Origin of the sequence: Enterococcus sp. AZ071, assembly GCF_050499065.1 — a bacterium.
In the GTDB taxonomy this organism is placed as follows: domain Bacteria; phylum Bacillota; class Bacilli; order Lactobacillales; family Enterococcaceae; genus Enterococcus_A; species Enterococcus_A ferrettii.
On the sequence record NZ_JBIPAS010000002.1, the window covers coordinates 686488 to 710995 of the forward strand.

Genomic DNA, 24508 nt, shown 5'->3' on the forward strand with positions numbered 1-24508 from the left:
AATGATGGAGTGAAACGATGGAATACGTAAAGGATTATTTGAATTTTTATTCTGGAGAAAATAGAAAAGAGATTTTTCAACTTTTCTATAAGTTTTCCTCTTTTTGGAGAGACAATGCGATTGATAAACTTGAAGAGTTAGTAAGTGAAAATTGTATTTTTGATGTCAGCATGACCGGTCATTTTGTAGGACGAAAGAATTTAAGGAATGCGTTATCTTGGGAAGGTCCTAAATTGGATGCAGCGATTCTTAATTTTTCAAATTTTGTTTGTCGTAGTCAGAATGATTCAGCACAGCAAAGCGCATATACACAACACAAGTATGCCCTTATCGACAAAGATGGCCAGACTGTCCATTCATTCATTTTTGGCGGTCAATTTTGTAATTCCTTAAAAAAAGAAGAGGGTAAATGGCTTTTCTCGCATATTCGCTTTGATTTGATGTATGAGCATGGCAACAATTCGTTGATTAAAGATCATTGGAAGCTGATTGATTATACAAAATTCTATGGGCACACCCCTATGATCAATCCTGAGCTTGAATCACCCTGGAGGGCCATCCCCTTTGATGAAGAGCCGCAGTCAGATGAAGAAGTACTATTTGAGTTAGAATTCAAAAACAACTTTGGTATGGATGGCGGCGATTTTTCATTATGTCACGAAGCTTTTTCAGACGAAATACTCCTGGATTACTCAAGTCATAAGAATATGAACCGAAATGATCCCTTTGCTGCGGATGGTTCTTACTATGGAAGAAAGGCTGCGATAAATTTCTTTAAGTCCAAGCAGCACAAAGAAGCAAGACTGCAACATACAACCAGTATGGCTGAACTCATTATCGAGAAAGATTGTGCTACAGCCTATATGATTCGAAGTGAATTCAACAGAACTAAGAATCATATACTTAGCGCAAGCTCGCTCTCTCTTCATCCTTTGACCGCTATTCATGTCATAAAGGCGGCAAAAGAACAGGGAACTTGGAAAATGAAAGAAATGAAGTATTATCCAATCATGCAACTTGTGGATATTCCCCCTTCAGTTTTATGCTTTGATGAATTTATTTGTAAAAATAACTACTGGAAAAAACTAAAAAATAACTTGGCTATCTAAAAAAAGCAAGGTCCGATAAGAATGTTATTGGAACAATTCTTTGAGTTAAAACTATGGGAGATAAAAAATGGAAAAAATTGAGGATCTTTTCTTACCTCTGGTATTACCTAATGGGGCTACTATTCCGAATAGGATTGCTATGGCTCCAATGACCACTAAAGGTGCTACTTATGATGGTATCGTTCTTAAGGAAGATATAGATTTTTATTCTTCTCGTTCGAGTGTAGGCGGTCTTATAATTACAGGTGCAACAGCAGTGTCAGAGCATGGTGAAGCTTTTTTTTATCAAGCATCAGTTTCAGACGATCGATTCATTGAAGGGCTAAGTAAACTTGCTTCGGTCATGAAAAAAGAGGGGGGACGAGCCATTTTGCAGATATACCATGGGGGTAGACAAGCCGAAGTGTCCCAAAAAAATCTGGGGGTTGTTTTTGCACCAAGTTTCATAGAGTTTCCTTTTCTTGAGTATGACGTTAAAGAACTACAGCTGTGTGAGATATGGTCGATAATTGATGATTTTGGACAGGCGACGAGACGAGCCATTTCAGCCGGGTTTGATGGTATCGAGATTCATGGTGCGAATCATCATCTGATTCAGCAATTTTTCTCTTCTTATTCGAATCGCAGAGAAGATTATTTTGGTGGCAGCCTTAGAAAAAGAATGAATTTTCCACTAGAAATAATCAAAGCAGTAAAAAAAGTTGTATCAGACAATGCCTCAAAGGAATTTATCATCGGCTACAGAATTACTCAAACAGAAATTCATGGTGAAAATATAGGGTATGGAATTGAAGACTCTCTACAGTTGATTGACGAAGTATTGAAAATAGGAATCGACTATCTACATGTCTCTCGTCCAGAATACGGAGATCTAATTAAGCAGTGTATTTCTAACCGTGCTGCCTATATATTTATGCCAAGAGCAGCTTCTCTAAACGAGGTGGTACATGCTGCTTCTGTAGGAGACATGGTTTCAATAGGCAGATTAGCTATTTTAAATCCGGCGTTCTCCAAAACTATAAAGACTAAACCAGAAAAAATTTCTTATGAGTTGACCTCCGTATCAACCATTGAGACATTAGATCTTCCAACAAAATTGAAATATTGGTTTAAGAATTCTGATTCTGGCATTCCCAAATTTAAAGGTACAGAGTTTCTAGAATGATTGAGCACAAGTTATTGAAATAAAAATACACTACTGTTCTGCTATTTGGAGGAAAGGATGGTAGAAATGGGACGATATATAATAAAAAAGGTTCTAACGAACAATATTTTACTTGCCATGGAAAACGACAGGAATGGTGAGGAAGTCTTTTTAATAGGCAAAGGGATTGGTTTTAGTAAAAAATCAAAAGATATCATCGTATCATCAAAGGTCGATACTGTTTTTGTCCTAAAAGATCGTTACGAAAAGGAAATGTACTCTCAATTACTTGAGAACACTTCTCCAAAGATTGCCGAAATTTCAAGTGAAGTTGTTGCACTGATTCAGGAAAATCTTTCAGAGAAACTAAATGAGCATATCCATGTCGCTTTAACAGATCATATTTCTTTCTTAATTAAAAGAATTAAAATGGGGATTCCAATTGAAAATCCGTTTGCTATGGAGCTGCATGCTCTTTATTCTAAGGAATTTGAAATAGCTAAAAAAGTTGTTTCATTCTTAGAAGAAGAATTTACTGTTGAAATTCCTGAAGGAGAAGTAGGATTGATCACTTTGCACATTGTAAGTTCGATTAAGGGAGAATCTATTGAAGATATGCAAAGAATATCCTCTCTGATCCAAAAGTTGATTGAGCTAATAGAGGACTATATTGGTGGGAAAATTGACAAAACTAGTCTAAACTACGGCCGATTAGTGACTCATTTCAAATTTGCAATCGAGAGAATTCGCAGAAATGAAGTATTGGAAATCCCTGCTGAGATGGAGACTCTTTTAAAAGAAAACTATGCACGTAGCTATTCATTAGCCTGGCGACTCGTAAAAGTCATGCAAAATGATTTAAACAAAAAGATCAATAGATCCGAGGTTGGTTATATTGCCCTTCATTTATATAGATTTGGAGTGGATGCATTTTAATCAGATCCTATATTTATTCGGTAATGTTTCATAGTAAGGATTCGAAAGCTGCTGCCATCCAAAATAAAATTGATGAGGCTCTACTTGAATTGAACCATGAGAACAGTTATACCGTTCAAGATCTAATTAATTTAAGTTTCGCACATGAAAAACTTGAGTAAATCCTAACTTACAGTGCTTCTTTGAAAATGAAATAGGGACCTTGACATTAACTGCGTTTCTTTCAAGAAACTACACAAAGAGAGTCCCCTTTGCTTTATAAGGAGTTCGTCTAAAAATCACATTAAGCAAGTAGACTCTTCACTTGTGTTAAATTGAACACCTATCAAAAAGCAATTAGCAAATGAAATTTTTGCCGTTTTTTCTGAATCAAAGCTGTTCTATTCTGTTAGAAATTCTGCGATTATCAAGCAAAAAATGGGTAACACCGCTTTTTGTACACGGTAATATTTTCCCTCGTCTTCAAAGGAAACTCGTTGAATCAAGTCTAAAACAGTGTGATAAAGAATACCAAATCTCACTTACTGAGACAGCTGATTTTCGCAATACATGACACCTTTCTGTTTCAAGAGCTGGCAGCTTCCTCTGCTTATTTTATCAGTTTGTTAATTGATAAATGGTAAACAATCATACTATAATGATGTTGCGAAACGATAGTAATTGTGTTGCATTGCAGCATGAAAGCCAACCCTATGCGACTATGGTTGGCTTTTTTTTACGTTCGTTGTGTGGGATAGATAGCAAACTTGTTCTATCAATCTTACACGGTATTCCTAGCGGACGCTTTTCTTTTTTACCAAATTTAGTTATATAAATTCTTTTAACTGGTTTCGCTGAGTAGTGGTTCGGATTCAGTAGTCCAATGGCTTGGAATCTTAGAGAGTCGCTTTTCCAAATGAGCCACCCTGAAAAAAGTTTTACTAAAACTATAACCATGTTCAAAGCATTCCCACTAAATCCCCTCACAAAACCTTAGGGGACTTAAGAGCCACGTCCAATCCTTGGCGGCACCTGAACCGCAGGGTTTAAAAAGCAGGCTTTTTCATCAAAAAAAACATAATCCCAAAAGAGAACCGCCATTCTCACAAGGATTTTAGATGATAAGAGTATTCTTTTTTTGTCCACCACGTTCCGACCGCCACCACCACTTAGGTGGACAAAAAAAAGCGGGCAAAAGCCCGTTAGATCAATCCTGAAATTGGTTTTTAGCATACTTTGTGGTATAATGAAAAAGTAAAGAGGGGGAGTTAGTGCTCCACCCTCAATAAAGATGTAGACCGTTTAAAGCGGTAGCATGGATAATTTTTGGAAAAGTAATCCCGTCAATCCCGCTAAAGATTATGACGGGTTACTTTTTGTCGTTTTTTAGCAATTTAACAATCAAGCTAATCAAAGCAATGGTAAATGTACCAAAGCCAAGAATGACCTGAATTGTCTCATATGCAGACAAATGCGCGCCTCCTTTCGTCAGATTTCCGGTGTTGTGCATAGAGCACCACCCTCTTTCTTTCGAATAGGATTTGCTACCGCCATAAACTTCCTACCCTTAAATTATATCATATAGAAGCACTGAAATCATTGATGTGACAATGTTTTTAGTGCTTTTTTGTTAATGACTTTAGTCAGTTTTGCTCGCGTTAGCGAGTGAAACAACAAGTTCTTTACGTCTCCTCTCTTAACGATTACAGGCATTCGATCATGGATCAGTTTGATCGAACGGTTCGCCTTCGTCGTTGGTATGGAATATTTAACTGGTCAGACTGAAGACCAAGCCAATGCTGGTACCTGGTTAGTTAGACGTGAGAAAAATTGGATAGTTGACTTTGATAGACGCGTAGACTCCGAAAAAGCTGCACGAGAAATGATAGCTAGAGAAATAGCAAAAAGAATTAAACAGCAGCTGTATGCAGATAGAGTTTGAACAGCTCGAGCAAAGGCCTATCAAGTCCAAAGTGGTCATTACCTATAGCCAAGTTGATAAGCGGCGAAGAAATTATACTCTTATCCCTCTACTCTTAAACAAAACTGACTAGGAGGAAAAGGCAGATGCTGAAGCTGTTGTATCTGCAGTTATATGATTGCTAGAGATTAGTCAAGCTACGGTTGCCAGTGCTGCTTAGTATTAGATAGTTAATAGAACTATTAATATCGCAAAAAATATTTCAAAAAAACTATTAGTAAGTAGGGATTGCTACTCCATTGTCATGTCTTTCCTATTCTGAAAATTGCCAACTGGCATTTCTTAATAAACCTGCGAAACGACAGTGTATGTACTGCATTGCAGCACAAAAGCCAGCCATATTGCGAGAAGGATTGGCTTTTTTTACGCTCGTTGCGACTACGAACATGTGGACTAGATAGCAAACTTGCTCTATTGATCGTCGCCTTTGTCCTTCTCATCTAGCCAGTAAGAAAATAGCTTTGTAGCTATACAAACAATAATTGGTGCAACAATCAACGATAGTAATTGTGCAAACATTCCGGCACTCCCTCACGGGGCAAGCTGTCAAATCATTCTTGGTGTGCTATTCGTATTCGTTTTGTAGAATCAGTCGCAAACTAAAATTAGGGTGCTAAATCACCAAATAATATAAAAAATCAGACTCATTCATAGATATGTATTCTTCCATCCATCTCGCCAATAAATTACAGCCAACTGCCACTAAATATTCTTTTAGATTTATTCAATTTTCAAAGGTCACAGTCCACCAACATACCGGCAGAAAAAAGCTGAATTTCATCCTCAATTATGTAGAACCTTTTTACTCAAAGCAGAGGTGCTGCGCGCATAACACCTCAAAGAGCACCGTTTAAGACGGTGACTGTGAGTAGAGCTCGGTACTATTTCTTGTTGTGTCGATCAAGGGTAATGATCAAGGTCGCAAAGGCAATTGCCAATGTCAACGCCTGATACACAGTCATGGCGGAAGTTCCTTTCCTAGGATGAACATGTCAGCATCACTCCTTTCTTAGAGTTCAGCCACCGCCAGAAACACTGCTAAGTTAGCATCACCTCCTTTACGACAATCAAGGTTAGGTGAGGGACTTAGCGTTTTTTCTTTTTCCCTTTTTTCTTCTTGGTTTCATGAAAGGCTCGAACTCGATCTACTTGTGCCTTTCGCGAATTCACAGGCTTTTGGACTGTGAGACTGTCGGTTGTAGGCGAGGCAGACTCATTGGTCAGAGCCTCTAACTGCTGTGCTGAGTTGCTTGATACAAGATTAGTTTTCTTAGTTTTTTCAACAATAGCTGCTAGAGTTTCAGGTTTAACAGAAGCAGCTGATACGTTAGATTTTTGTTTCATTGGATTCACCATTTTTGTTGCTGGAACTTCGGCTTCCATAGTTTTTGGTGCAACAACTTCTTCTTGTGCTACTGCTTCTATTGTAATTTCTTCTTCATTTACGGCTGGTGTTACTGAGACTTGGGGTGTTTCTTCAGAAATAATGTGAGCTGAAAAGATATTGTTCGGATCAGCGATATAAGCTTCTAGTGTTGGCTTCGATAGATCAAAAATTGGTGTTTCAATAGTTTCAACGAATTTCGCAGAAACGACCTTAGTGAATTGTCGGATTCCGTCTTTCTGAAATAGATTTAACGTAGTTATGGTATCTAAGGCTGTTTTGATTTCCTCTGGACTCTTCGTTGGATCTGGATCATTGTAGCCCCAGCGATGGGTTCTTCCCGCGGCATTTTCAAATACGGCTGCTAGTTTAAACATAGTTTTTTCTCTCCTTTAATTTTTTTATCTTTATATAGTAGTTTTCTTTCAGGAACTTTCTAAAGTACCCTGTTCATTTCCTTCAACAGTTGACGGGACGACTTCCATTAATTCTGTAGTAACATGACTTGGTGGAAAACACCGAGCTGACAAGATCTCCCACTCATTCTCTTCAAAATATTCTCTAAAAAAATAAAAGTAACGGCGCAAGGCACGAGTAATCCGATTGTTGACAAAGAGATGCTTAACTAAATCCTGCAGGAATAATTCAAAATCGGATTCGCCTAACATATGGCGAACTTTCATGGCTAACAACAGTTGAATCGTCACAGAACTATCTTGGGTTTCTTGATAATAGTGGCTGATTTGTTCCTCTAATTTAGTGTGTTTTAAATGAAACAGTTGGTATTGAGTGAATGGTTGTTCAGTCATCGGTGGTTTCCTCCTTCAGCTCCCGCGGCGTTTTAGCCGCGGGGCATACTTGTATTTAAAATAGTGGGGTTTCTTTGGTAGTAACGAATTCTGCACTTTCCACTGAGAAAAACTGGCGGATGCCATCCTTCTTGAAGAGATTCAGAGTAGTTAGTTCTTCTAAGCTTGCTTTGACTTCTACTGGAGTCTTAGTGGTATCCGGTTCGTTGTAGCTCCAGGTGTGGGTTTTGTCCGCTTCGGTTTTGAAGCGAGCGATCAGTTTTGTTTCGGGCATAGCTTCCTCCTTTGGTTTATTTAGTAACACGAGTTTGGTTGGTAACAATGATGCTGTCTAGACTGCTGCCATCTCCTGCTAGATCAGCCATGATTTCACCTAACTTTGTGATGTCTGATTCTGCTGGGTTTGTGACGATGTTGCTGAAATTCACTTTCTTTTGTTTGTCTTCGCCTGCTTGTTCGATTTGTACTTGTAATTTGGTGCCTAGCTGTTGGATCATTTGTTTTCCTCCTATGAGATAATTTTTTTGTTCCGGCCGGTGACTAAACAATAAATCAAAGGAATAAAAAAACAAACTAGCAAAGTTGCCAAAAACCATAGAAAGTTTCCAGTCTCATTTGCCATAATGCTGATTTAATCGCACAGTAAAATTTACCTTTGAAAACTTTCTATCCCTTTTAGAAACTTTGACCTTTTCATCGAATAAGTGTTAAAAGCTGTTACAAAGCCATTTTCATTTTTTTAGTACTCTACGACTAGAGTTAAAATAACGTTTAAGTGGTTTCCGTTTCTTTATCTATCCAAAAAAAAGGAAAAAGCACCCATCCTAACCTTTGTTAGAATGAGTGCATCACTTAGTTACTCTATTTCCGGAAATTCACCTTCAAGAGATTGATACCAAAGCAGATGTTCCTCCAGTTTATATTGTCTAGAAAATTCACCAGGCGTTAACAGCCATTCCTGCAGCAGCTTTTGCTTAACTAATGTCCGACCAAATGGTGTGGCGGGAATCATTACGTAACTCAACGGATGTCCTTCAGATCTCATAAAGGTGGAATAATCCTGACGATAGGTAGCCAATGAATAAATCGCCTTATTAGTCAAAGCAACCAAGGATTTCCTAACAATAGGTAACTTCAAGGAGAGTCCGTTGGTTAACGTTATAGTAGTGTACCCACCATCTTCAGCCACTTGAAAAATGGTTAAGGGATTCAACCATGTAGATATCTCTGGCTTGGTAATAGGAAACAATACAAAGTGGGCGTTCACAATGGGTACCTTTTTCGAAGGCAAGCCCTCTAACGATTGACAGGTCCGACGCATCAACTGATAATCCATCAAGCGATGAGTGGCAAAGAACTTCTCAATCATTTTTAATGGTCCTTCAGTAGCCAAGTAAGGTAAATCATCTTGTAAAACAAAGGTGCCTTTCTCTCCCGGAATAGGGCACACTAAGTGAATCTCTTTCATATTCAAATAATTGAACACAGGAGCTGTGTCTAAGAAATATTCCCAATCATCTGACATTTCTTCTCCCAACACTTTTCCCTCAAATACACGCTTCTTACTTATGACAATCACTCCGATCAACAGGTATGTAGTGCATTGTTTCGAAATCTAAGCTGTGGCTACACAGGGGGAGGGTGGCACAAATTTGTTTTTCATAAAATCCTGAAAAGGTGGATGTTGAGGAAATACCAAGAACTTCTTTACTAAAGTAGAATCTTTTTGTGACAAGAGCGAATCAATCAAAGCCAGCTGCTTTCTCAAATACTGATTAAAAGGTGTATCCAAAAGGTGAAAAGACTCGACTAAATTCTGATGAACAGAACGATACAGTGCGAACGTATAAGCTGTTTCAACTGATAATCGTAGAAAAAACGTACAATCAATTGCCATATCCAAGCTCAAACCATTGCTTAATTCAACTAAAACGCCTTCATTTCCACAATATAATTGATAAATGTGCAAAGGATTCACCCAAAGCACCCCATCAGAATGCGGAATAGCACTTAAGCAGAACGTTGAAGTCACTAAAGAGACCGTTCCCGATGAGGACGGTTTCAACTCAGCATTCACGTAACGATGGATGGTCAACCATTTTTCCAATACGTTCAATGGTTTCTCTTCAGCATAAAAGAGACCGAAATTCTTCACAACTAATGTACCCAAATCACACGGCATCGAGATTAAGGATGTTATTTCACTTAAGTCATAATAGTTCAGTGGTGAAGCTGCCTCACAAATATGAACCCAGTCTTCAGATAATACCTCCTCTCTTAGCACCTTGTCTTTTAATAACCAATCATACTTCTTCATTTTCAAACTTACCTCCTCAATATGGTGTTACTTCAATAATAATACTATATAAAAAACCATTGTAAATAGACATATTTTCGGTATGGACGAAAAAATAACGATATAAATTATTAAAAAGATACGGTATGTGATTAAATCAGCAGAAAAGGTCGTTTATCAAATTTCATACATGAAACAATCATTTGTTATATAGTTGAAATCGTGTAATTTCCGATGTGTTTCCCATTCCTAATGAAATTGTGGGAAGGAAAATAATGAATCTATAAGTAAAATCGGTGCTTAATCGATAACTTATTAAGTGGTAATAGTTAGATGATTAATAAAAGATATAAATAAATTTAAGAAAGCCCCACGGGATGAAGAAGATTCCAAAAAGGACAATGAAAGAAGAAATTTTTTTGAGGAGGCATTAAAAGAAGAGCTAAAAAATATGGTCATAAAACGATAAAAAATTCAATAAAAATAACGAAAAATAGATTTAAGTGGAAAGGATTTTGTAGTGGTTAATCTTATTTTGAGAAATAGATAAGTGAGATAAATATTGCAATAGTAGTAAAAATAGGCTTTGCTCATATTTAATGAGCAAAGCCAAATGAAGTACAAATAAATCGATTAAAAAACATCCATTCTTTCAAAAAAATTATTGATTATTTAGTAATGATTTGATAAATTGACAGTTGGCTTGTTTTCCTGTTTGGCTATAAAACTGGAAAAAAGTTCAATAGAAGCCTCAAACTTGTTAAATAATAGAATAAACTAATTTAGCAAAACCTTCATTTCATAATTATTGTAAATTATTCAAACCAATAAATCAATAGTTTAAATAAAAAATATGTGATAATAATTTTTGAGGGAAGAAAATTAGCTATTTGAAGTGAAATTAATGACGGAAATTAGGTTAGAAATTGGCCTTTTTACGTCGTCAAAATAAATCGTCTACTAAAGAAAAAGGGAGTGTTATCTTATGGCGCGAACAGGTGAAAATATCTATCACCGAAAAGATCTTCGTTGGGAGGGCCGCTTTCATAGAGGCCGTAAAGTTGATGGAAAAATTAGGTATGGCTATATCTACGGTAATTCGTATGAAGAGGTCAAAGAAAAGTTAGGTCCGTTACGTAGGCAAGCTCAAATCACATTAGAACTCTACGGAAAAAGCGTTGTGGAATATGACGAATGGAGTCAAACCTGGCTGGCAGAACAACAAAAAGTCGTCAAACCAGCAACTTATTCTAGTTACTTAAGTAAGCTCAAAAAATATATTTGGCCGCATATTGGGAAGGTAGCATTGTATCAATTAGATGAGTCCACCATCCATCGCATGATTCAAGCCTGGATTCAAACTGGTTTATCATTAAGTAGTATAAAAGTGATCTTTCGGATCGTAAAACAATCTTTGAAGTATGCAATTCAAAAAGAATTAGTACAGAAGAACCCTTGTGAATGGATTCGATTACCTAAAGGACCTAAAGAAAAAGTGCATGCTTTAACGACCAAAGAACAACAGCGTCTAGAAAAGGCTGTCTTAGCCGAGAAAGATATTCGCACAAAAGCGGTCATTTTAGCAATGGAGACAGGCATGCGGATTGGCGAGATTGCTGGTCTAAAATGGGAAGCGGTCGATCTGGACAAACGGATGATCGAAGTGAACTACACGTATCAACGAGTACTATCCGCAACCGGAACCAAAACAGCTTTACACTTAGGACCGCCTAAATCACAGTCTTCTCGGCGAGTAATCCCTATGACAAGCAAGCTGCATCAGTTGTTGTCTAGCCTAAAGGAAGAATCTAAATCAGAGTATGTTTTCTCCGTGAAAGGCAAACCATGTGAACCACGACTGTTAACGTATCATTTTCATCGTGTTCGCAAAAAGGCCAAGCTGGAAGACATTCACTTCCACCAGCTACGCCATACCTTTGCGACCCGTTGCTTGGAATCTTCAGAGGATATCTTAAATGTCAGCATCTTGTTAGGGCATACCTCTCCACAACTGACCACAACGGTCTACTTTGATTCCATCGTACAAAAACGTATCGCTGTGATCGGTTCAATGGAACGTGCACAACAAAATATTGCTTAATTAGTAAGTAATCGATTTCAAAAAACGTTTTCGATTCTCCTTACTCCCCCTTTTTTTCTTTTTTTGTATGTAATCGTTTTCCTGTGGAGGAAATCGAACTAACTCCAGTTTTTTAAAAAAGTTCATTCCTTATTGAATGAATTCATCTCAAAAAAAAATTTCAAATTATTTTTTGTTATTTAATATCGTCTAAAGGCAAGTGTGCGCCGTCATTTTACGCCGTAATAAAAAGTGTATCCTTGTGGATATAGGTATTGAGGTAGAAATCGTGTTTTATAGCCAAACAGGAAAAATACAGAACTAAAAAATAGCATATGAATCGTTTTTGATTAGCTATCAATAGTTAATCATCCTTACTAAGTATCAATAAATGAATAGCAAAGATTCATTTCGAACAAAGATTATTAATTTTTTGAAAGCTGACTTTCTTATTCTTAAATAGAACAGGATAAAAAAAGCTTTAAAAAGGCATCAAGTAAAAGTATAGCACTTTTACTGTCATACCGGTATCAATGGGGGAGTAACCTTGATATAGATCTCAAAATAACAACATAGAGGAGAGAAAAAGAGATGAATAGGAAAAAATTAGCAACAGCACTATTGGGTACAGCAATGATGGGTGGTTTGTTGGTGCAGGCAATGCCGGCAGCTGCGGCACCAGTATCTGGAGGTTCAACTAATGGGAGCGTGGGATTCACAGGACATACCCCACCAACTCCAAATGGTGGAGATTTAGACTTACTTTGGTATCCAACAGCTTTTGAGTTTGGTAATTCTAACGCACACACCACAGCAGCAAAAACCTACACAGCGACAAATGGAGCAACAAAATATGCCGTTGTAAAAGACGAGCGGATCGCAAATGGTACAACAGTTCCTACGGACAATGGATGGAAATTGACTGCAGCAGCCAAAGAATTGAAAGCTGGAACAGATGTACTAACAAATGCAGAGTATTCTTTTACAGGTAATGCGTTGAAAGAATACAAGAGTGCTAGCGGACAAAATACTGAAGTTCCTGAATCAACAGGTGCTATTGCGGCTTTTGGTACTGCACCCACTTTAGTAACTGTAGCTGGTGCGACAAGTGTAACTTTGAAAGCAACTGGTTTATCAGCTGATACCGTAACTATGATGCAGTCGGCAGATCCTGGTGTTGACGGAAAATTTGCTCTAGAAATGAATGCTATTTCATTAAAGGTTCCTGCAAATACATCAAAAGACGGAAAACAATATGCCGGCAAAATTGATTGGGTATTAGAAGATTCTATTTAAATAAAAACCAGAAGAAATGGGAGTGGGGAATTTCCCGCTCCTTTTTTCAACGATTGTTTAGAGGTGTGAATATGCAGATAAAGAAACAATTTGAGTTTTTACTCATACTTATTAGTTTCTTCCTAGTTGCTTCTACAGGAAGTACAAGTGCCAATGCGGAGGACAAAGCAGCATCTGATGTAGCCGATCAAACAGGATACTCAGTTGAAGCAATTCAGCCGGATACACAAATTGATAAAAATTATTCATTCTTTTATATTCACGCAGAGCCTGATGAAGAACAGACCATTAAAGTAAAGATATCGAGCAAAAGAAAAGAACCCTGCAAAGTGAAAATTAGTTTGAACAATGCAACGACAAGTACAAACGGACAAGTTGTTTATGGAAATGAGAAGAATCTCTTAGATGACAGTCTTGCCTATCCATTGACTGAAATAGTAAAAATTGTTGAAAAAGAAGTCACTGTTGAGGATTTTGAAGAAAAGATTGTAGACATAAAAGTGAAACCACCAAAAGAAGCTTTTCAAGGCGTTCGTTTGGGTGCGATAGCTTTTCAAGGAATCGAAGAGGAGTCAACTAGTGGAGGAGTTAATAATACCTATGGCTACAAGATAGGTTTAATGATCAATGAGGACCTTCGACCTTTCAATGAAGGTGGTCAAATAAAGTACAAAAAAGTTCAAGCGATTTTGCGAAGTGGCGAAAAAGTAATTGCAACGACCGTTCAAAATCTTGAGCCAAAGGTACTGGAAAATGTGACCATGCAAATGAAAGTCACAAGAAAAGGCGAAGAAGAGGTTCTGTATTCTAATGGTTTAGCGAATATGAAGCTCGCTCCAAATAGTTCATTTGATTTTCTACTCTATACAGGAATTGAAGATTTGGTTCCTGGGAAATATATTCTGACAGCCACAGCCACCGATGGCAAAGAAAACTGGAACTGGGAAAAAGAATTCGAAATCACGAATAAACAAGCCAATCAAATTAACAAAGATGCAGCCTACAAAATCACAATGCCAAAACTTTACAAAATTATCGGGATTATTTTGCTTGTCTTGACTACAGGCAACATTGCTTACCTGATTTATCGAAGAAAGACACAGCAAGGAGGAGGAAAGGATGATGCGAAAGAAGAGTAAGCAAGCAGGGATCATTGCTTCTGCTGCTTTGATCTGTCTTTTTTTTGCAGGCACGACTGCGTTTGCCAATACTAAAACCTATATTGGTTTTGAAAAATCAACCAGCAGTTCACAAACGAGTACAAGTAGTTCAGATACATCCACAAGCACTACCACCAGTACTTCTACCAGCAGCACCACTGAACCGAGCCACAGTTCAACCGATTCAACAAGCAGTACAACTGAACCAAGCGCGACAACAGATACGACAAGTACGAGTGGAACGGCTAGTACCACTAGTTCAACGAAGCAACAGGGTAAGACATTGCCTAATACCAACGGAGGCTCTGGTGGTTCATCTGGTTCAGGCAACAAGTGGCTGCCTCAAACAGGGGAGAAGAAGCAGTTATTTTGGACTGTTTCGGGATTTCTATTATTAGTGATTCTAACTACAATTGTCTTTATCAGACGATCAAAGGAGGAGAAAACCTATGAAAAATAGGCAGCGAAACCTTCGTCTTAGTTCTTGGCTGATGCTTGCTTTGATGATTGGGTCCATTCTTTCTCCAACAATTAGTTTGGCAAATACTGTTGAATCAACGACAAGTTCAGAAGAACAAACAGCAAACACCTTACAGACATTAAGCAGTGATCCATTGTTGCCAGAAGCAACAACAGAAGCAACAACAGAATCTACTACTGCAAGTTCAGAAATGGAAACAGCAGATGAAGCAGTAGAGCCTGTGATTACTTATGGTGCAGAGACAATTGATGAAAATGAATTGAAGCTGCATGAAGATCAGAAGAACCCACAACCAAGTATCAAAGAACAGAAAATAGAGCAGGTAGAAGATCGTGTTCATTTTTCTGGGAAGTTATTTGCAGGAGTGGATGAAACAGAGAAGACGAGAAGCACCACTGCTGTCACTTCTTTTGAGTTGCAGAGAAAGGCTTCTTCTGGCGAATGGGAAACGGTTAAAGAATGGCTGGAGCAAGAAGTGGCGATTCAAGAAGAGGATTATCCCTTTGAGACTGAGGTTTTATTGGTAGAGGATGAGGTAACCACTTTTCGTTATGTAATAAAGTATAAGGTGAATGCTCATGATCAGGAGAATCAAAGTTTAATAGAAGAAAAGAATAATAAAGGGTATTTTTTGGTAGAGGATGAGTATTCTTATCAAAAAAAAGTTGTAGAAGATAAAGCACAAGAGTTTGAGAATACAACAATCTCTTCTAATCAATCTGATGAACATTCTAAAGAAGAAGTTTTGGTTACTGATAGCAACACTTCTGATGGTGAACTTAATGAGTCAACTAAAAATCATATTAAAATCCCTTCAATAGGTGGAGTAAAAAGCAAAAGCCGATACTCTTCTCTAGGTATACAACCTTTCGGATTAGGAACCGTTGGTGTATATGATACTCAAAAAGATATTGTACAGAATACAGCACTCGGACAATGGAATGATGTTGCTATTAGTAAAATTGGGTCAGACGGAGTTAGTATTTCGGGCAGGTTCAAACTTAACTATTTTAAAGCTTCACATGTAGGTGGTGTATATGGGACAGATGAAGATAATGTTTATGCTATTCATCTGTTGTATAAAGAACAAGGACAGACTGTTTGGCAAAAAAAAGGAACGATTGCAACTGTTGCTACTGGAAGTGAAATCAATATCTCAAATGCTACTTTTGGAGGATTTACTTTAGGCAAGACATTTGATTTTGCAATTGGGTATGATGTCGAGGAAAAACGTTTATGGGATTATGGATCACATGCGGGATATCAATATACTAAATCAAGTTATTGGACTGGGCCTTTTTCTGGAGGGACGATTGTATTTCCGCCCCCTCCATCTCCAGCAGTTGGAGTCCCAGTACCATCAAGTATAAAAAGAAAGGCTGCTGATATTTCCTGTCAAATAGATAATTCTGTGTTTGATAATAAAATCACGTCAGTTCATATAAGAAAAGCTTCTGATGCAACTTATACAGAGTTAAATGTTATAGACAATCAAGTTATTGTTCCAAATGGTTCAAAAAATGGGATATCTTGGGCTGTAGGACATGCATTCATTTCGGGAACAGATACCTTGAAACTAACATTGCATACTTTAGAATCAAATACTAAATATATTGTCAGAGTAGTTATTTTAACATCAGAAGGTGGAACTGTATATAGTAGTCCTTCAGAAGCAGATTTTACTACTCTTCCTGAACCGAGCATATCAAATGCTAATGTCTCTAGTATAGGAGCTACAAGGGTGAGTGCCGTTTGTGCGGTGGACAACTCTGATGGAAATAATGGAATATCCCAATTTCAGATTAGTACAGATAAATCCAATTGGACAAATTATGAGATAAGGGGAGGATATGCCAACAAAGCACCCGATAATACAACTTGGACGTCCGGAGGTGCACCCACTTCTGGATCTGGAAATATGACGATAGATGTTATTGGATTATTGCCAGATACTCAATACTATATACGAGGCCAATTACTGGTTACATTGTCAGAAGGTAACGTAATAGTAGAAAGTACGAAACCGCAAGAATTCAGAACTAAGAAACTGACTGTTGGAGGAAGTGCGATATCTGGTATTGGAGCTACACGAGCATCGCTTTTTACAGCTGTTGATAATTGTGAAGGGAATAACGGAATAGCCAAATTTCAGCTAAGTACAGATCAGTCAACCTGGATAGATTATGAAATGAGAGCCAATTATGTGGATCAAACACCCGACAACGTAAAATGGACAGGCGGAGGTGCGCCATCGACAGGATTTGGAGGCATGAGTGCAAATATTATAGGTTTAACACCAAATACAAAATACTATATACGTGCGCAAATATTGGTTACTTTTGATAACAATACTTCTTACATTATTACAGGTGAAGAAACCAACTTTACAACAAAAGAGATAAGCGTTGGAGGGAGTGCGATATCCAACATTGGAACTACAAAAGCTTCTTTATTTACAGCTGTAGATAATTGTGAAGGAAATAATGGGGTATCCAAGTTCCAACTAAGTACAGATAAACTAACTTGGGTAGACTACGAAATGAGAACCAATTATGTGGATCAAACACCTGACAATGTAAAATGGACAGGTGGAGGTGCACCATCGACAGGATTTGGAGGCATGAGTGCAAATATTATCGGTTTGACACCAAACACAAAGTATTATGTACGTGCACAAATTCTAGTGACTTTCGATAACAATGTTTCGCATATTGTTACAGGAGTCGAAACAGATTTTAAAACAAATTATACTGTAAAAGAACAATATTATGACTTATCAGGAAACCATATAAAAACTAAGGAAAATGAGGTGCTAGGAAATAGTCAATTTACACCTACTCCTCCTAACTCCTTTACACATTCCGGTCAAGCTTACATCTACAAAGGTTGGCTTAAAGAATCCGAGTGGGATGGCAACAGTGCAACACCAATGCCAGCATTACGTACAGGCGCAGTAGATCCATTAACAACCCATGATGAAGAGGTCTACTTAATCTACGACTTAGACTCAAACTCCCTACGTCTAGATGAATACCCGAACAAATTCGATTTCGGCAACCAGCACAGACCTGAGAGCTACAATCAAATCTTCAATCTGGATGATTCGAAGTACGCTTCGACAGAATCAACCGATGGCTTTAAGCTGCGGGTTCGTGATGATCGAGCGACACATCCGGGATGGAAGTTAACGTCTACCTTCTCTCAACTAGTCGGTGTGAATAATACTTCTGATCAGCTTGTGGGAGCGAAAATTTCCTTTGGTGTTGAATTGAAAGAGATTCAAAATCCGGGAACACCTGGCGAGACAGCGATTACGCCAACACCAGCAATTGCTCCATCATTTGGGGCACCTGTATCTAGCAGCACAGCTACACTAACTGCGGATGGTACTGCACTAACCTTCCTAAGCGCATCAAATACCAAAGGCGAAGGTGTCTGGGATGTGCTGATTGATTTTGATTCTGTGAAGCTCTTTGTACCTGCGGGGCAAGGAAATACAGGGGAAGAATATCAAGGAACGATTCAGTGGGATTTGGAAGATACCCCTTAATCAATAAAGGAGCTGCAAAGAATGAATACGTGGATTTTTGGAACGATTGGTGTCGGTGCAGTTGTCTTGATTCTTGCGCTTGTCTTTTTCGTAAAGGACAGTCAAGCGATGCTGCAATGGCAGAAAAAGGGCAATTATTTGTTGCCGAATCTTTCGTTAACGATTTTGTCGTTTGTATGGATTGGCTTGGCAGTCTATCTGTATTTAGACGTACAAAATCAGATCAATTTTTTCTTGAAATAGGAAACGGGGTGTCTGCTTGCGGGAGCAGGTACCTGATACATAGTAGAAACTGACTAACGTAAACGATAGCTGTCTACTAAAAGAAAAAAAGTACGCATATGTGCCAAGTTTTGATAGTAACAAAATGTTCTTTTGCGAAACCGGAAACGGAACAGTAATTCACTTGCTGGGACATAAAGTATATGCGACATATGTTTTGTTAGATTTACCGAAGAAACGAGCAGTAGTGGATGTGTTTTTTGCTTATTTTCATTTGATACTTTTAAGCGAAATGATTTCTGAGTATGAGAAGCCGGAGCTGTTGGTTCAGGTGCTTGAATAAAACTTGAAAATTGTTCAGAAAGTAGCGCATCAGCCATCACAGAAAGATATAAATATTCAAAAAATGACCAATCGGGATACCTCTCAAGAAGAAATCGACTGTATTACTAGTGGATTGCGACTTATTGTTTGTCAGGCTGCTGGCATTTGGTGATCTTGTATCTTGATTGGCATGATCATAGAATTATTTTCTATCCTGAGAGTTGAGAGGGAGGGAAGCTTTCCTTTCAGCTACTTTTTTAAAGAGTTCGGGTGATTCTTGCCTACATAATTCGTTGACTAAAAATAAAATAGAGAGAAGTGTAATCATGAGCCGAATTTTGATGTTAACAAAGTGCCAATACGCGGAAGAAAATCTAGAGAAAATGATTCGACGACTGGGGCATGAGTTGTTTTGTACGACGAGTATTTTGGACGCTATTAAGTACGGAAAACCTTCCTCAGAGTTTTTGGAGCAATTTCAGATTATCCTTCTAAGCGAAACAATCTCCAATAAAGAGTGTCTAGAAATCATTGGAAAATTAGATGAGAATCAATTCGTCTTCATTCAACTAAGCGGAAAAGTCCTTTCGAAGGATGAACAAGAAAGAAAAGTAAGTGAAGGAATTACTCACTGCTTATCAACTTCAGCCTCATTAGAAATGTTTAGAGAAGTGTTAAGTCAGCAACCAAAAGGTAAAACCAAAGAAATCTTTTCTCTGAGTGCGAATGGAACTTATTTACCGGAAGACTTAATTGAGAAACTAGCACTCACTAAAATGGAAAGACGAGTGTTTCAGCTATTAATCGACTCAGAAGGACAAACCATGTCTCGCGAGAACCTCTGCCGTGAAATTTGGAAAGTAGAACCTAGTCAATCCACCCAATCGCAGTTATCAACACTGATCAGAAAAATAAAAGTCAAAATGAGTAAAACTGGGATAAATAGCGGCTGCATTAAAACACAATGGGGTCTAGGATACATGCTTGATATGAATGTTTTGCGTAGTGGTTCGACTATCGATCACTCTGTCCTATATCAAGCACAATAGATGAAAACGGCTATGCTTACATATGCATACAGCCGTTTTTTTGTGTTGGGGAAAGTATCAATAAGATTAAGTTAGATCGGAAAATCAAGTGAGGAATTACTTGGACTTCTGGTTTATTTCCTGTGCCCGTTATATTTTTATAAAACTGCTGGAAGTAAGTTTAAGGGAAGCGAGTCAGACTGTTGAACTAAAAGAAGTATGGATATCGGCAGAAGGGCATCTAATGATATCTGTGCTCTATTTATAGGAAATGATTTGTTACAGCTGCTGCTATAACAAAAATTCTGTAAGTTTATGGGCTACATATACCAACGAGGAAGTAGAGATTATTATTGAAATAAAGCACTAAGTAAACAGTAGATCAATGGTACAATAATTATAAATAAAATATGTAATCATTTAGAGATAGTTCATTTAGTTGTCTGTATGTAATACAGGGAGAGTGACATGAAAAGGAACGTAGGGAGAAGCATCTATTCATAATTCTATTATTGTTAGGATTTATGTTCTTCCTTCCATCGTTATAATGTGCCGCGACCTCCTTTGGAATCATTCAAGTCATTAGTTCACTATTTGGTGGATACTTGAGGCAAAGCGACGACTTCATCTGGAGTGGAGAAGGCTTTAAGAGAATCGTCTATCTTTTATCTGTTATCGATGCAATCGGGATAATTATTGGAGGATGTTTGATTATACTTGGTTTTTTCGGAATAATCATACAGCGAAATAGGAATAGGTAAATATGAGGGGCTTTATCTGTGTTGCTGCGGACTTTTGTACTAGTATGTTTAGACTCATCCATTAATGAGGGTTGGAGGGATTGTGATGAAAAATGAAATCAAGTCCAGGACATTGATTGGTTCACTCCTTATTCTGGCATCTTTGCTTTGCCTGCCATCAAGTGCTTATGCTAATTCGTCTTGGCATTGGTTTACAAAGCAGCCATGGACTATTCTGCCATTAGTTGTCGTCATTACGTTGCTTATAGAAGTAGGCATTATATGTTTTAGCAATCGGATGAAACCTAGATTTATACCACTTATCAGTATCGTAGCAGCCAATGTTCTTTCATTTTTGTTTCCACTTTTTGCCTTGGGGATCTTGCCAGTGCTTGGGATGGAGAATGAACCTTTTTTTGAGCGAATAAACTACTCAACAAGTCGTTTTCCTTTCTATATGGTGAATATGGGCTTTCTATTTCTGACACTGATTGTTGAAATGCCTATTGTTTATATAGTTCTCAAGAAATATGTTCCCAATAAAAAACGATTATTTTGGTCGATTCTGTTAGTAAATTGCCTGACTACATTAGTGATTGCAGTAATTGAACGTATGTTGTTCAAAGGCAGTTGGTAGTCGGAGATTTGTACTACGTGACTTAGAAAAAAATTATCCTATGATTCCAAGATTAATGATCTGCCAAATCATCGGATAATTGATGTTGTTGCCATTTATTAACTATGGAAAGGATTCTTATGAAAAAGTATAGGCGAAGGGAAACGAACCATGCGAGTGAATATGTCATAAGAAGGCCCTTATTTTGGCCGATCTTCCTTTTGATCATGTGTTTGTGCTGCTTAGTTCTCTGCTTTCAGGATACAGCATCGATAGAAACTAGTTACCTAATTGATGAAGTAGATCGATTGTTCTATGCAATCGTGGGGTTTTCTATTTGGATACCGATCACGATGGTTATGTTCAGTATATTAGCAATCCAACTCTATTTTCACCTCCGATTCAAGGTAGTGATCCATGGAAAGGGTCTCGCTGTTACCCCACTTTTTGGAGCAACCTACGATCTTCCTTATTCTTCGGTAGAGAAGGTAGTACATGTAGGATGGTCCGCAAAGGGATCTTTCATTGACATCTTCTACCATAATAAAAAGCTTCATATTCCCTATACTTACAACAGTCATGGCCGATTTAAGCAGGAGGGATTTGAAGTTCTACTGAGGAAGTTTAAAAGCTGCAATGTCCCGATTAGTGAGCATTTGGATATGCGTGAGAATTGGGGGAAGAAACACTTTTCTTAAGTTTTTAAACGAGGAGGGAGTCACATGCAGATAATTCGTAAATATAAATGGTTCTACCTCTTGAACAGTTTCAGTATTTATATTCTTCCGTTGTTGTTCCTAATAATAAGCGGTTCTTATTTCGACTTCCTGATAGTCAGCGCAACTTTTCTTGTCCCTTTTGGCTGTCTCATTCTTGGAACGGTGTTCGGTTTTCTTTGCAAAACAGCGGGCGATATTCCACGGTATGCAATCACAGTGTCCTTATTAATCTTTCCTGCAGTATTTGTGCCCAGCCTTACGGGTGATTCTTTTAGTGAGAAGTTGCTGACGTTCATGCTGCTGTACATCTGCTATTTTGTTCTTACTATTTTTGCAGGCTTGCTGGGTCAAGTACTTCGAGCTTTATTTTTTAAAATCCGTGCAGGAAAATAAGACATTTACATAGCTATTTTCCTTGCTAAGAGGCTGGTTAGACTAAATTGTGTGGGTGTCTACTTGATGAAAACGAAGGATAGGAAGGATTGAAGCGAGGATGATCGAGGTTTCAAGTCAGTTAACAAAAGAAGAGTGGATACACTTCAACGAAATGTATCGAAGCTATGCGTCAAAGGCAGCAAGAAAATGGGTTTTGGTTGGAATGGTTTTGTTTTCTTTTCTACTCCTCTGGTTGGGTATCGGGTTGCTTAGAGATCTCTATTTTACTTTTCACATGGTAGACTTTCCCTGGTCCTTCACGTTTGTATCGTTGGCTTTTCAACTTTATGGTTCTAGAATGCTTCTCATGTTCCTATGCCTGGTCTTTTTCCTTTATTATCTGTATCGGATATACGTTCTCTTTTCTACAAGTTATGTCAGGAAGAAAGTGGGTAAAAGTTTCAAGGAGAGTCAGGGGAGTCGTGTTCAATTAACTGACCAATCCATTGGCACCTATTCTGACACTATTGATTTGCGTTTAAATTGGGAGCAAATAACTAAAGTAGTTACTACTAACGAAGTGATTGCCTTATTTGGCACAGATCCACAATGCATCGTGATTTCGAAGCAAACACTTTCTGAAGAGGAGATTCAACAGGTGGATAAGAAGATAGAGGGATGTTTTTCGGGGACAATTGTTAGATTGTAAGGAAGTCCAACTGGTGTTTGTTGGGGTAACTATACTTAGTGAATAGGAAAGTACTTTTGCGATTGTTGCCCGAGTTGATAAATGTCGAAATTTATAGTGAGTCTGAAGATAAATTATATTTCTAGATCAAGTATCATTTCACTGAAAAAAGAACGTGATAAAGTATGTTAACCACGAAGATAGCTCGTGAGCGGTGGTCTTCTCTTGGAAGGATGTGGTACTTATGAAAGTGAGTGCTGAAATCTACAGAAAGGAGAAGATATTTTGTCTACTAAGGACGTTATTATTTTGATGTTTATAGCAGCAACTGCAAAGAATAAAGTTAGAATAACTTTTTTGTGATTTCATAATAATCCCTCTTGACACTAGCGAAATGTTTAAACACTAATTTTATTTGTATTGAATTTCTTTAGATTGAAACCTGCATGTCCTTTTATGGAAATGCTAATTTTGACATTGTACAGAAAATGTCCCATTTCTGTACAATGTTTTTTTGCTATATACTTTGAAAACTACCTGCTATATGGGGGGGCAAAGAGCCTCAAACGAGTTAGAAAAAAGCCTTCCAAATTGTCAAAAACGTACCACAAACAAATTAGGAGGTGTCCAAATGAAGAAGGACAAAAAAGTTTATTACATAGTGTGTTCTGAAAGTGAAGGAAATTGAAAGGAAAATTGGAAATTAGGTAATTTTGTAAACTTGGATTAGTCAATTTATTCGCTATTGAGGAAGCGCTAAACCAATGAAATCAATACTAAAGTCCAATATATTCTATTATTGTTCTAGTAATTATTAAAAGTGGGATTCGAGAATAGACGGTCAATCCACTAACATCCATTATCTTTTCACTATGACCAATAATAGAAATATCTGAATAGTCTTCTAATTCTGTTTTTTCCTTACAACATAAAGTAACAACATTTGCACCGATTTTTTTAGCAGCTTTTGCCGACTCTAATAACTCTGGAGTGGAATTTCGGACGGAGACAATAATGATAACGTCCTCTGAAGTAACAATCTGATTTGTATTTTTCATCCACATACTATCTTTTACAATGATCGCATTATAGCCTAGTAATTGCAGATACATTTGGAATTCATCAGCTATCAGTGACGTAAAGCCTCTTGAATAAATAAAAATTCGACCAGCCGACTTAATATATTCAATGATTTGAAAAATAGTTGTTGAATTAATCGAATCGATAGTTTCGGTGCATTCCAAATATGACTTAGCCAAAATGTTATTGACAACATATGGAGCATGAACTTCATCTTTTGTTTTTCCTTGTTGAGAAATCTTGTATCTCAATTCATTAATACCAGAAAAGCCACACTTTTGAATGGTCCTAGAAACTGTTGCAGATGAGACAAACGTCTTTTTTGCAATTTTCGTAATTGACAAATCAGGAATTGCTTTCTCATTTTTATTTAAAAAGTCAATGACTACGCGTTCTGAAGCTGATAGATTCTGATAGATTTCTTTTTTTACATCTATAATCATACTTGACCTCCTAATGTTCTAACGTATTATACCATGAATCGATTTTCATAAATCGAGTAAATCACTCT

The 24508-nt window shown here is 37.6% G+C and carries 26 protein-coding genes; 15 read left to right on the top strand and 11 right to left on the bottom strand.

The window, feature by feature from the left end:
- Window positions 1-17 precede the first annotated feature (17 nt).
- From IGI49_RS21810 to IGI49_RS21820, 3 genes are all read left to right on the top strand, one after another.
- On the top strand, window positions 18-1109 hold the full coding sequence (locus IGI49_RS21810) for a hypothetical protein (protein ID WP_429965501.1): 1092 nt from the start codon (window positions 18-20) through the stop codon (window positions 1107-1109).
- A gap of 67 nt (window positions 1110-1176) precedes the next feature.
- On the top strand, window positions 1177-2274 hold the full coding sequence (locus tag IGI49_RS21815; protein ID WP_429965500.1) for an NADH-dependent oxidoreductase: 1098 nt from the start codon (window positions 1177-1179) through the stop codon (window positions 2272-2274).
- 57 nt (window positions 2275-2331) lie between these two features.
- Window positions 2332-3189, top strand: coding sequence for a PRD domain-containing protein (locus IGI49_RS21820; RefSeq protein WP_429965499.1), 858 nt, complete (start codon window positions 2332-2334; stop codon window positions 3187-3189).
- 1348 nt (window positions 3190-4537) lie between these two features.
- On the opposite strand, the gene IGI49_RS21825 is transcribed toward IGI49_RS21820, so the two are convergent.
- From IGI49_RS21825 to IGI49_RS21870, 10 genes are all read right to left on the bottom strand, one after another.
- Window positions 4538-4678 (bottom strand): putative holin-like toxin, encoded by a 141-nt coding sequence (locus IGI49_RS21825; RefSeq protein ID WP_429965498.1) that lies wholly within the window; start codon window positions 4676-4678, stop codon window positions 4538-4540.
- Window positions 4679-4764: 86 nt separating this feature from the next.
- Entirely contained in the window at window positions 4765-4929 is a 165-nt protein-coding gene (locus tag IGI49_RS21830) for a hypothetical protein (protein WP_429966077.1), read from the bottom strand.
- A 631-nt stretch (window positions 4930-5560) separates the two neighbouring features.
- Window positions 5561-5668: a type I toxin-antitoxin system Fst family toxin gene (locus IGI49_RS21835; protein WP_429965496.1), complete on the bottom strand. Its 108-nt coding sequence runs from the start codon at window positions 5666-5668 to the stop codon at window positions 5561-5563.
- 362 nt (window positions 5669-6030) lie between these two features.
- Window positions 6031-6111, bottom strand: a complete 81-nt coding sequence (locus tag IGI49_RS21840; RefSeq protein ID WP_242704509.1) for a putative holin-like toxin — start codon at window positions 6109-6111, stop codon at window positions 6031-6033.
- A 124-nt stretch (window positions 6112-6235) separates the two neighbouring features.
- Window positions 6236-6910: a DUF2922 domain-containing protein gene (locus tag IGI49_RS21845; RefSeq protein WP_429965495.1), complete on the bottom strand. Its 675-nt coding sequence runs from the start codon at window positions 6908-6910 to the stop codon at window positions 6236-6238.
- Window positions 6911-6958: 48 nt separating this feature from the next.
- Complete coding sequence (locus tag IGI49_RS21850) at window positions 6959-7342, bottom strand: hypothetical protein (RefSeq protein WP_429965494.1); 384 nt, start codon at window positions 7340-7342, stop codon at window positions 6959-6961.
- Between the two features lie 55 nt (window positions 7343-7397).
- A complete protein-coding gene (locus tag IGI49_RS21855; protein WP_429965493.1) occupies window positions 7398-7616 on the bottom strand; it encodes a DUF2922 family protein in 219 nt (72 codons plus the stop codon).
- Between the two features lie 16 nt (window positions 7617-7632).
- Window positions 7633-7839, bottom strand: a complete 207-nt coding sequence (locus IGI49_RS21860; protein WP_429965492.1) for a hypothetical protein — start codon at window positions 7837-7839, stop codon at window positions 7633-7635.
- A gap of 359 nt (window positions 7840-8198) precedes the next feature.
- Complete coding sequence (locus IGI49_RS21865) at window positions 8199-8867, bottom strand: hypothetical protein (RefSeq protein WP_429965491.1); 669 nt, start codon at window positions 8865-8867, stop codon at window positions 8199-8201.
- Between the two features lie 90 nt (window positions 8868-8957).
- Window positions 8958-9659, bottom strand: a complete 702-nt coding sequence (locus tag IGI49_RS21870) for a hypothetical protein (protein ID WP_429965490.1) — start codon at window positions 9657-9659, stop codon at window positions 8958-8960.
- 964 nt (window positions 9660-10623) lie between these two features.
- Between IGI49_RS21870 and IGI49_RS21875 the strand changes: the two genes are divergently transcribed.
- The 12 genes from IGI49_RS21875 (at window position 10624) to IGI49_RS21930 (ending at window position 22938) form a co-directional block, all read left to right on the top strand.
- Window positions 10624-11739, top strand: coding sequence for a site-specific integrase (locus IGI49_RS21875; RefSeq protein ID WP_429965489.1), 1116 nt, complete (start codon window positions 10624-10626; stop codon window positions 11737-11739).
- A gap of 570 nt (window positions 11740-12309) precedes the next feature.
- On the top strand, window positions 12310-13014 hold the full coding sequence (locus IGI49_RS21880) for a WxL domain-containing protein (protein WP_429965488.1): 705 nt from the start codon (window positions 12310-12312) through the stop codon (window positions 13012-13014).
- Between the two features lie 71 nt (window positions 13015-13085).
- The gene (locus IGI49_RS21885; RefSeq protein WP_429965487.1) at window positions 13086-14153 is read left to right on the top strand and encodes a DUF916 and DUF3324 domain-containing protein; all 1068 of its coding nucleotides are present in this window, start codon (window positions 13086-13088) and stop codon (window positions 14151-14153) included.
- A complete protein-coding gene (locus IGI49_RS21890; protein WP_429965486.1) occupies window positions 14134-14634 on the top strand; it encodes an LPXTG cell wall anchor domain-containing protein in 501 nt (166 codons plus the stop codon). Before IGI49_RS21885 ends, IGI49_RS21890 begins: the two co-directional genes overlap by 20 nt.
- Complete coding sequence (locus IGI49_RS21895) at window positions 14624-18205, top strand: WxL domain-containing protein (RefSeq protein WP_429965485.1); 3582 nt, start codon at window positions 14624-14626, stop codon at window positions 18203-18205. The genes IGI49_RS21890 and IGI49_RS21895 overlap by 11 nt, the downstream gene beginning before the upstream one ends.
- A 21-nt stretch (window positions 18206-18226) precedes the next feature.
- On the top strand, window positions 18227-18448 hold the full coding sequence (locus IGI49_RS21900; protein WP_429965484.1) for a hypothetical protein: 222 nt from the start codon (window positions 18227-18229) through the stop codon (window positions 18446-18448).
- Between the two features lie 124 nt (window positions 18449-18572).
- Window positions 18573-18770 carry a hypothetical protein gene (locus IGI49_RS21905; protein WP_429965483.1) on the top strand — a complete coding sequence of 66 codons (198 nt, stop codon included), beginning with the start codon at window positions 18573-18575 and terminating at the stop codon, window positions 18768-18770.
- Between the two features lie 307 nt (window positions 18771-19077).
- Window positions 19078-19800 carry a winged helix-turn-helix domain-containing protein gene (locus IGI49_RS21910; RefSeq protein ID WP_429965482.1) on the top strand — a complete coding sequence of 241 codons (723 nt, stop codon included), beginning with the start codon at window positions 19078-19080 and terminating at the stop codon, window positions 19798-19800.
- Between the two features lie 825 nt (window positions 19801-20625).
- The gene (locus IGI49_RS21915; protein WP_429965481.1) at window positions 20626-21156 is read left to right on the top strand and encodes a hypothetical protein; all 531 of its coding nucleotides are present in this window, start codon (window positions 20626-20628) and stop codon (window positions 21154-21156) included.
- A gap of 119 nt (window positions 21157-21275) precedes the next feature.
- Window positions 21276-21833 carry a hypothetical protein gene (locus tag IGI49_RS21920; RefSeq protein ID WP_429969604.1) on the top strand — a complete coding sequence of 186 codons (558 nt, stop codon included), beginning with the start codon at window positions 21276-21278 and terminating at the stop codon, window positions 21831-21833.
- A gap of 24 nt (window positions 21834-21857) precedes the next feature.
- Window positions 21858-22247, top strand: a complete 390-nt coding sequence (locus tag IGI49_RS21925; RefSeq protein ID WP_429965480.1) for a hypothetical protein — start codon at window positions 21858-21860, stop codon at window positions 22245-22247.
- 430 nt (window positions 22248-22677) lie between these two features.
- Window positions 22678-22938, top strand: a complete 261-nt coding sequence (locus IGI49_RS21930; RefSeq protein ID WP_429965479.1) for a YcxB family protein — start codon at window positions 22678-22680, stop codon at window positions 22936-22938.
- 755 nt (window positions 22939-23693) lie between these two features.
- Here the strand turns inward: IGI49_RS21930 and IGI49_RS21935 are convergent.
- Window positions 23694-24440, bottom strand: a complete 747-nt coding sequence (locus IGI49_RS21935; protein WP_429965478.1) for a MurR/RpiR family transcriptional regulator — start codon at window positions 24438-24440, stop codon at window positions 23694-23696.
- Window positions 24441-24508 lie beyond the last annotated feature (68 nt).

Bases quoted from the DNA above. Each gene is read 5' to 3' on its own strand.
- IGI49_RS21810 (WP_429965501.1), top strand. From the start codon at position 18: ATGGAATACGTAAAGGATTATTTGAATTTTTATTCTGGAGAAAATAGA.
- IGI49_RS21815 (WP_429965500.1), top strand. From the start codon at position 1,177: ATGGAAAAAATTGAGGATCTTTTCTTACCTCTGGTATTACCTAATGGG.
- IGI49_RS21820 (WP_429965499.1), top strand. From the start codon at position 2,332: ATGGTAGAAATGGGACGATATATAATAAAAAAGGTTCTAACGAACAAT.
- IGI49_RS21825 (WP_429965498.1), bottom strand. From the start codon at position 4,678: ATGCACAACACCGGAAATCTGACGAAAGGAGGCGCGCATTTGTCTGCA.
- IGI49_RS21835 (WP_429965496.1), bottom strand. From the start codon at position 5,668: ATGTTTGCACAATTACTATCGTTGATTGTTGCACCAATTATTGTTTGT.
- IGI49_RS21840 (WP_242704509.1), bottom strand. From the start codon at position 6,111: ATGACTGTGTATCAGGCGTTGACATTGGCAATTGCCTTTGCGACCTTG.
- IGI49_RS21845 (WP_429965495.1), bottom strand. From the start codon at position 6,910: ATGTTTAAACTAGCAGCCGTATTTGAAAATGCCGCGGGAAGAACCCAT.
- IGI49_RS21850 (WP_429965494.1), bottom strand. From the start codon at position 7,342: ATGACTGAACAACCATTCACTCAATACCAACTGTTTCATTTAAAACAC.
- IGI49_RS21855 (WP_429965493.1), bottom strand. From the start codon at position 7,616: ATGCCCGAAACAAAACTGATCGCTCGCTTCAAAACCGAAGCGGACAAA.
- IGI49_RS21860 (WP_429965492.1), bottom strand. From the start codon at position 7,839: ATGATCCAACAGCTAGGCACCAAATTACAAGTACAAATCGAACAAGCA.
- IGI49_RS21865 (WP_429965491.1), bottom strand. From the start codon at position 8,867: ATGTCAGATGATTGGGAATATTTCTTAGACACAGCTCCTGTGTTCAAT.
- IGI49_RS21870 (WP_429965490.1), bottom strand. From the start codon at position 9,659: ATGAAGAAGTATGATTGGTTATTAAAAGACAAGGTGCTAAGAGAGGAG.
- IGI49_RS21875 (WP_429965489.1), top strand. From the start codon at position 10,624: ATGGCGCGAACAGGTGAAAATATCTATCACCGAAAAGATCTTCGTTGG.
- IGI49_RS21880 (WP_429965488.1), top strand. From the start codon at position 12,310: ATGAATAGGAAAAAATTAGCAACAGCACTATTGGGTACAGCAATGATG.
- IGI49_RS21885 (WP_429965487.1), top strand. From the start codon at position 13,086: ATGCAGATAAAGAAACAATTTGAGTTTTTACTCATACTTATTAGTTTC.
- IGI49_RS21890 (WP_429965486.1), top strand. From the start codon at position 14,134: ATGATGCGAAAGAAGAGTAAGCAAGCAGGGATCATTGCTTCTGCTGCT.
- IGI49_RS21895 (WP_429965485.1), top strand. From the start codon at position 14,624: ATGAAAAATAGGCAGCGAAACCTTCGTCTTAGTTCTTGGCTGATGCTT.
- IGI49_RS21900 (WP_429965484.1), top strand. From the start codon at position 18,227: ATGAATACGTGGATTTTTGGAACGATTGGTGTCGGTGCAGTTGTCTTG.
- IGI49_RS21905 (WP_429965483.1), top strand. From the start codon at position 18,573: ATGTTCTTTTGCGAAACCGGAAACGGAACAGTAATTCACTTGCTGGGA.
- IGI49_RS21910 (WP_429965482.1), top strand. From the start codon at position 19,078: ATGAGCCGAATTTTGATGTTAACAAAGTGCCAATACGCGGAAGAAAAT.
- IGI49_RS21915 (WP_429965481.1), top strand. From the start codon at position 20,626: ATGAAAAATGAAATCAAGTCCAGGACATTGATTGGTTCACTCCTTATT.
- IGI49_RS21920 (WP_429969604.1), top strand. From the start codon at position 21,276: ATGAAAAAGTATAGGCGAAGGGAAACGAACCATGCGAGTGAATATGTC.
- IGI49_RS21925 (WP_429965480.1), top strand. From the start codon at position 21,858: ATGCAGATAATTCGTAAATATAAATGGTTCTACCTCTTGAACAGTTTC.
- IGI49_RS21935 (WP_429965478.1), bottom strand. From the start codon at position 24,440: ATGATTATAGATGTAAAAAAAGAAATCTATCAGAATCTATCAGCTTCA.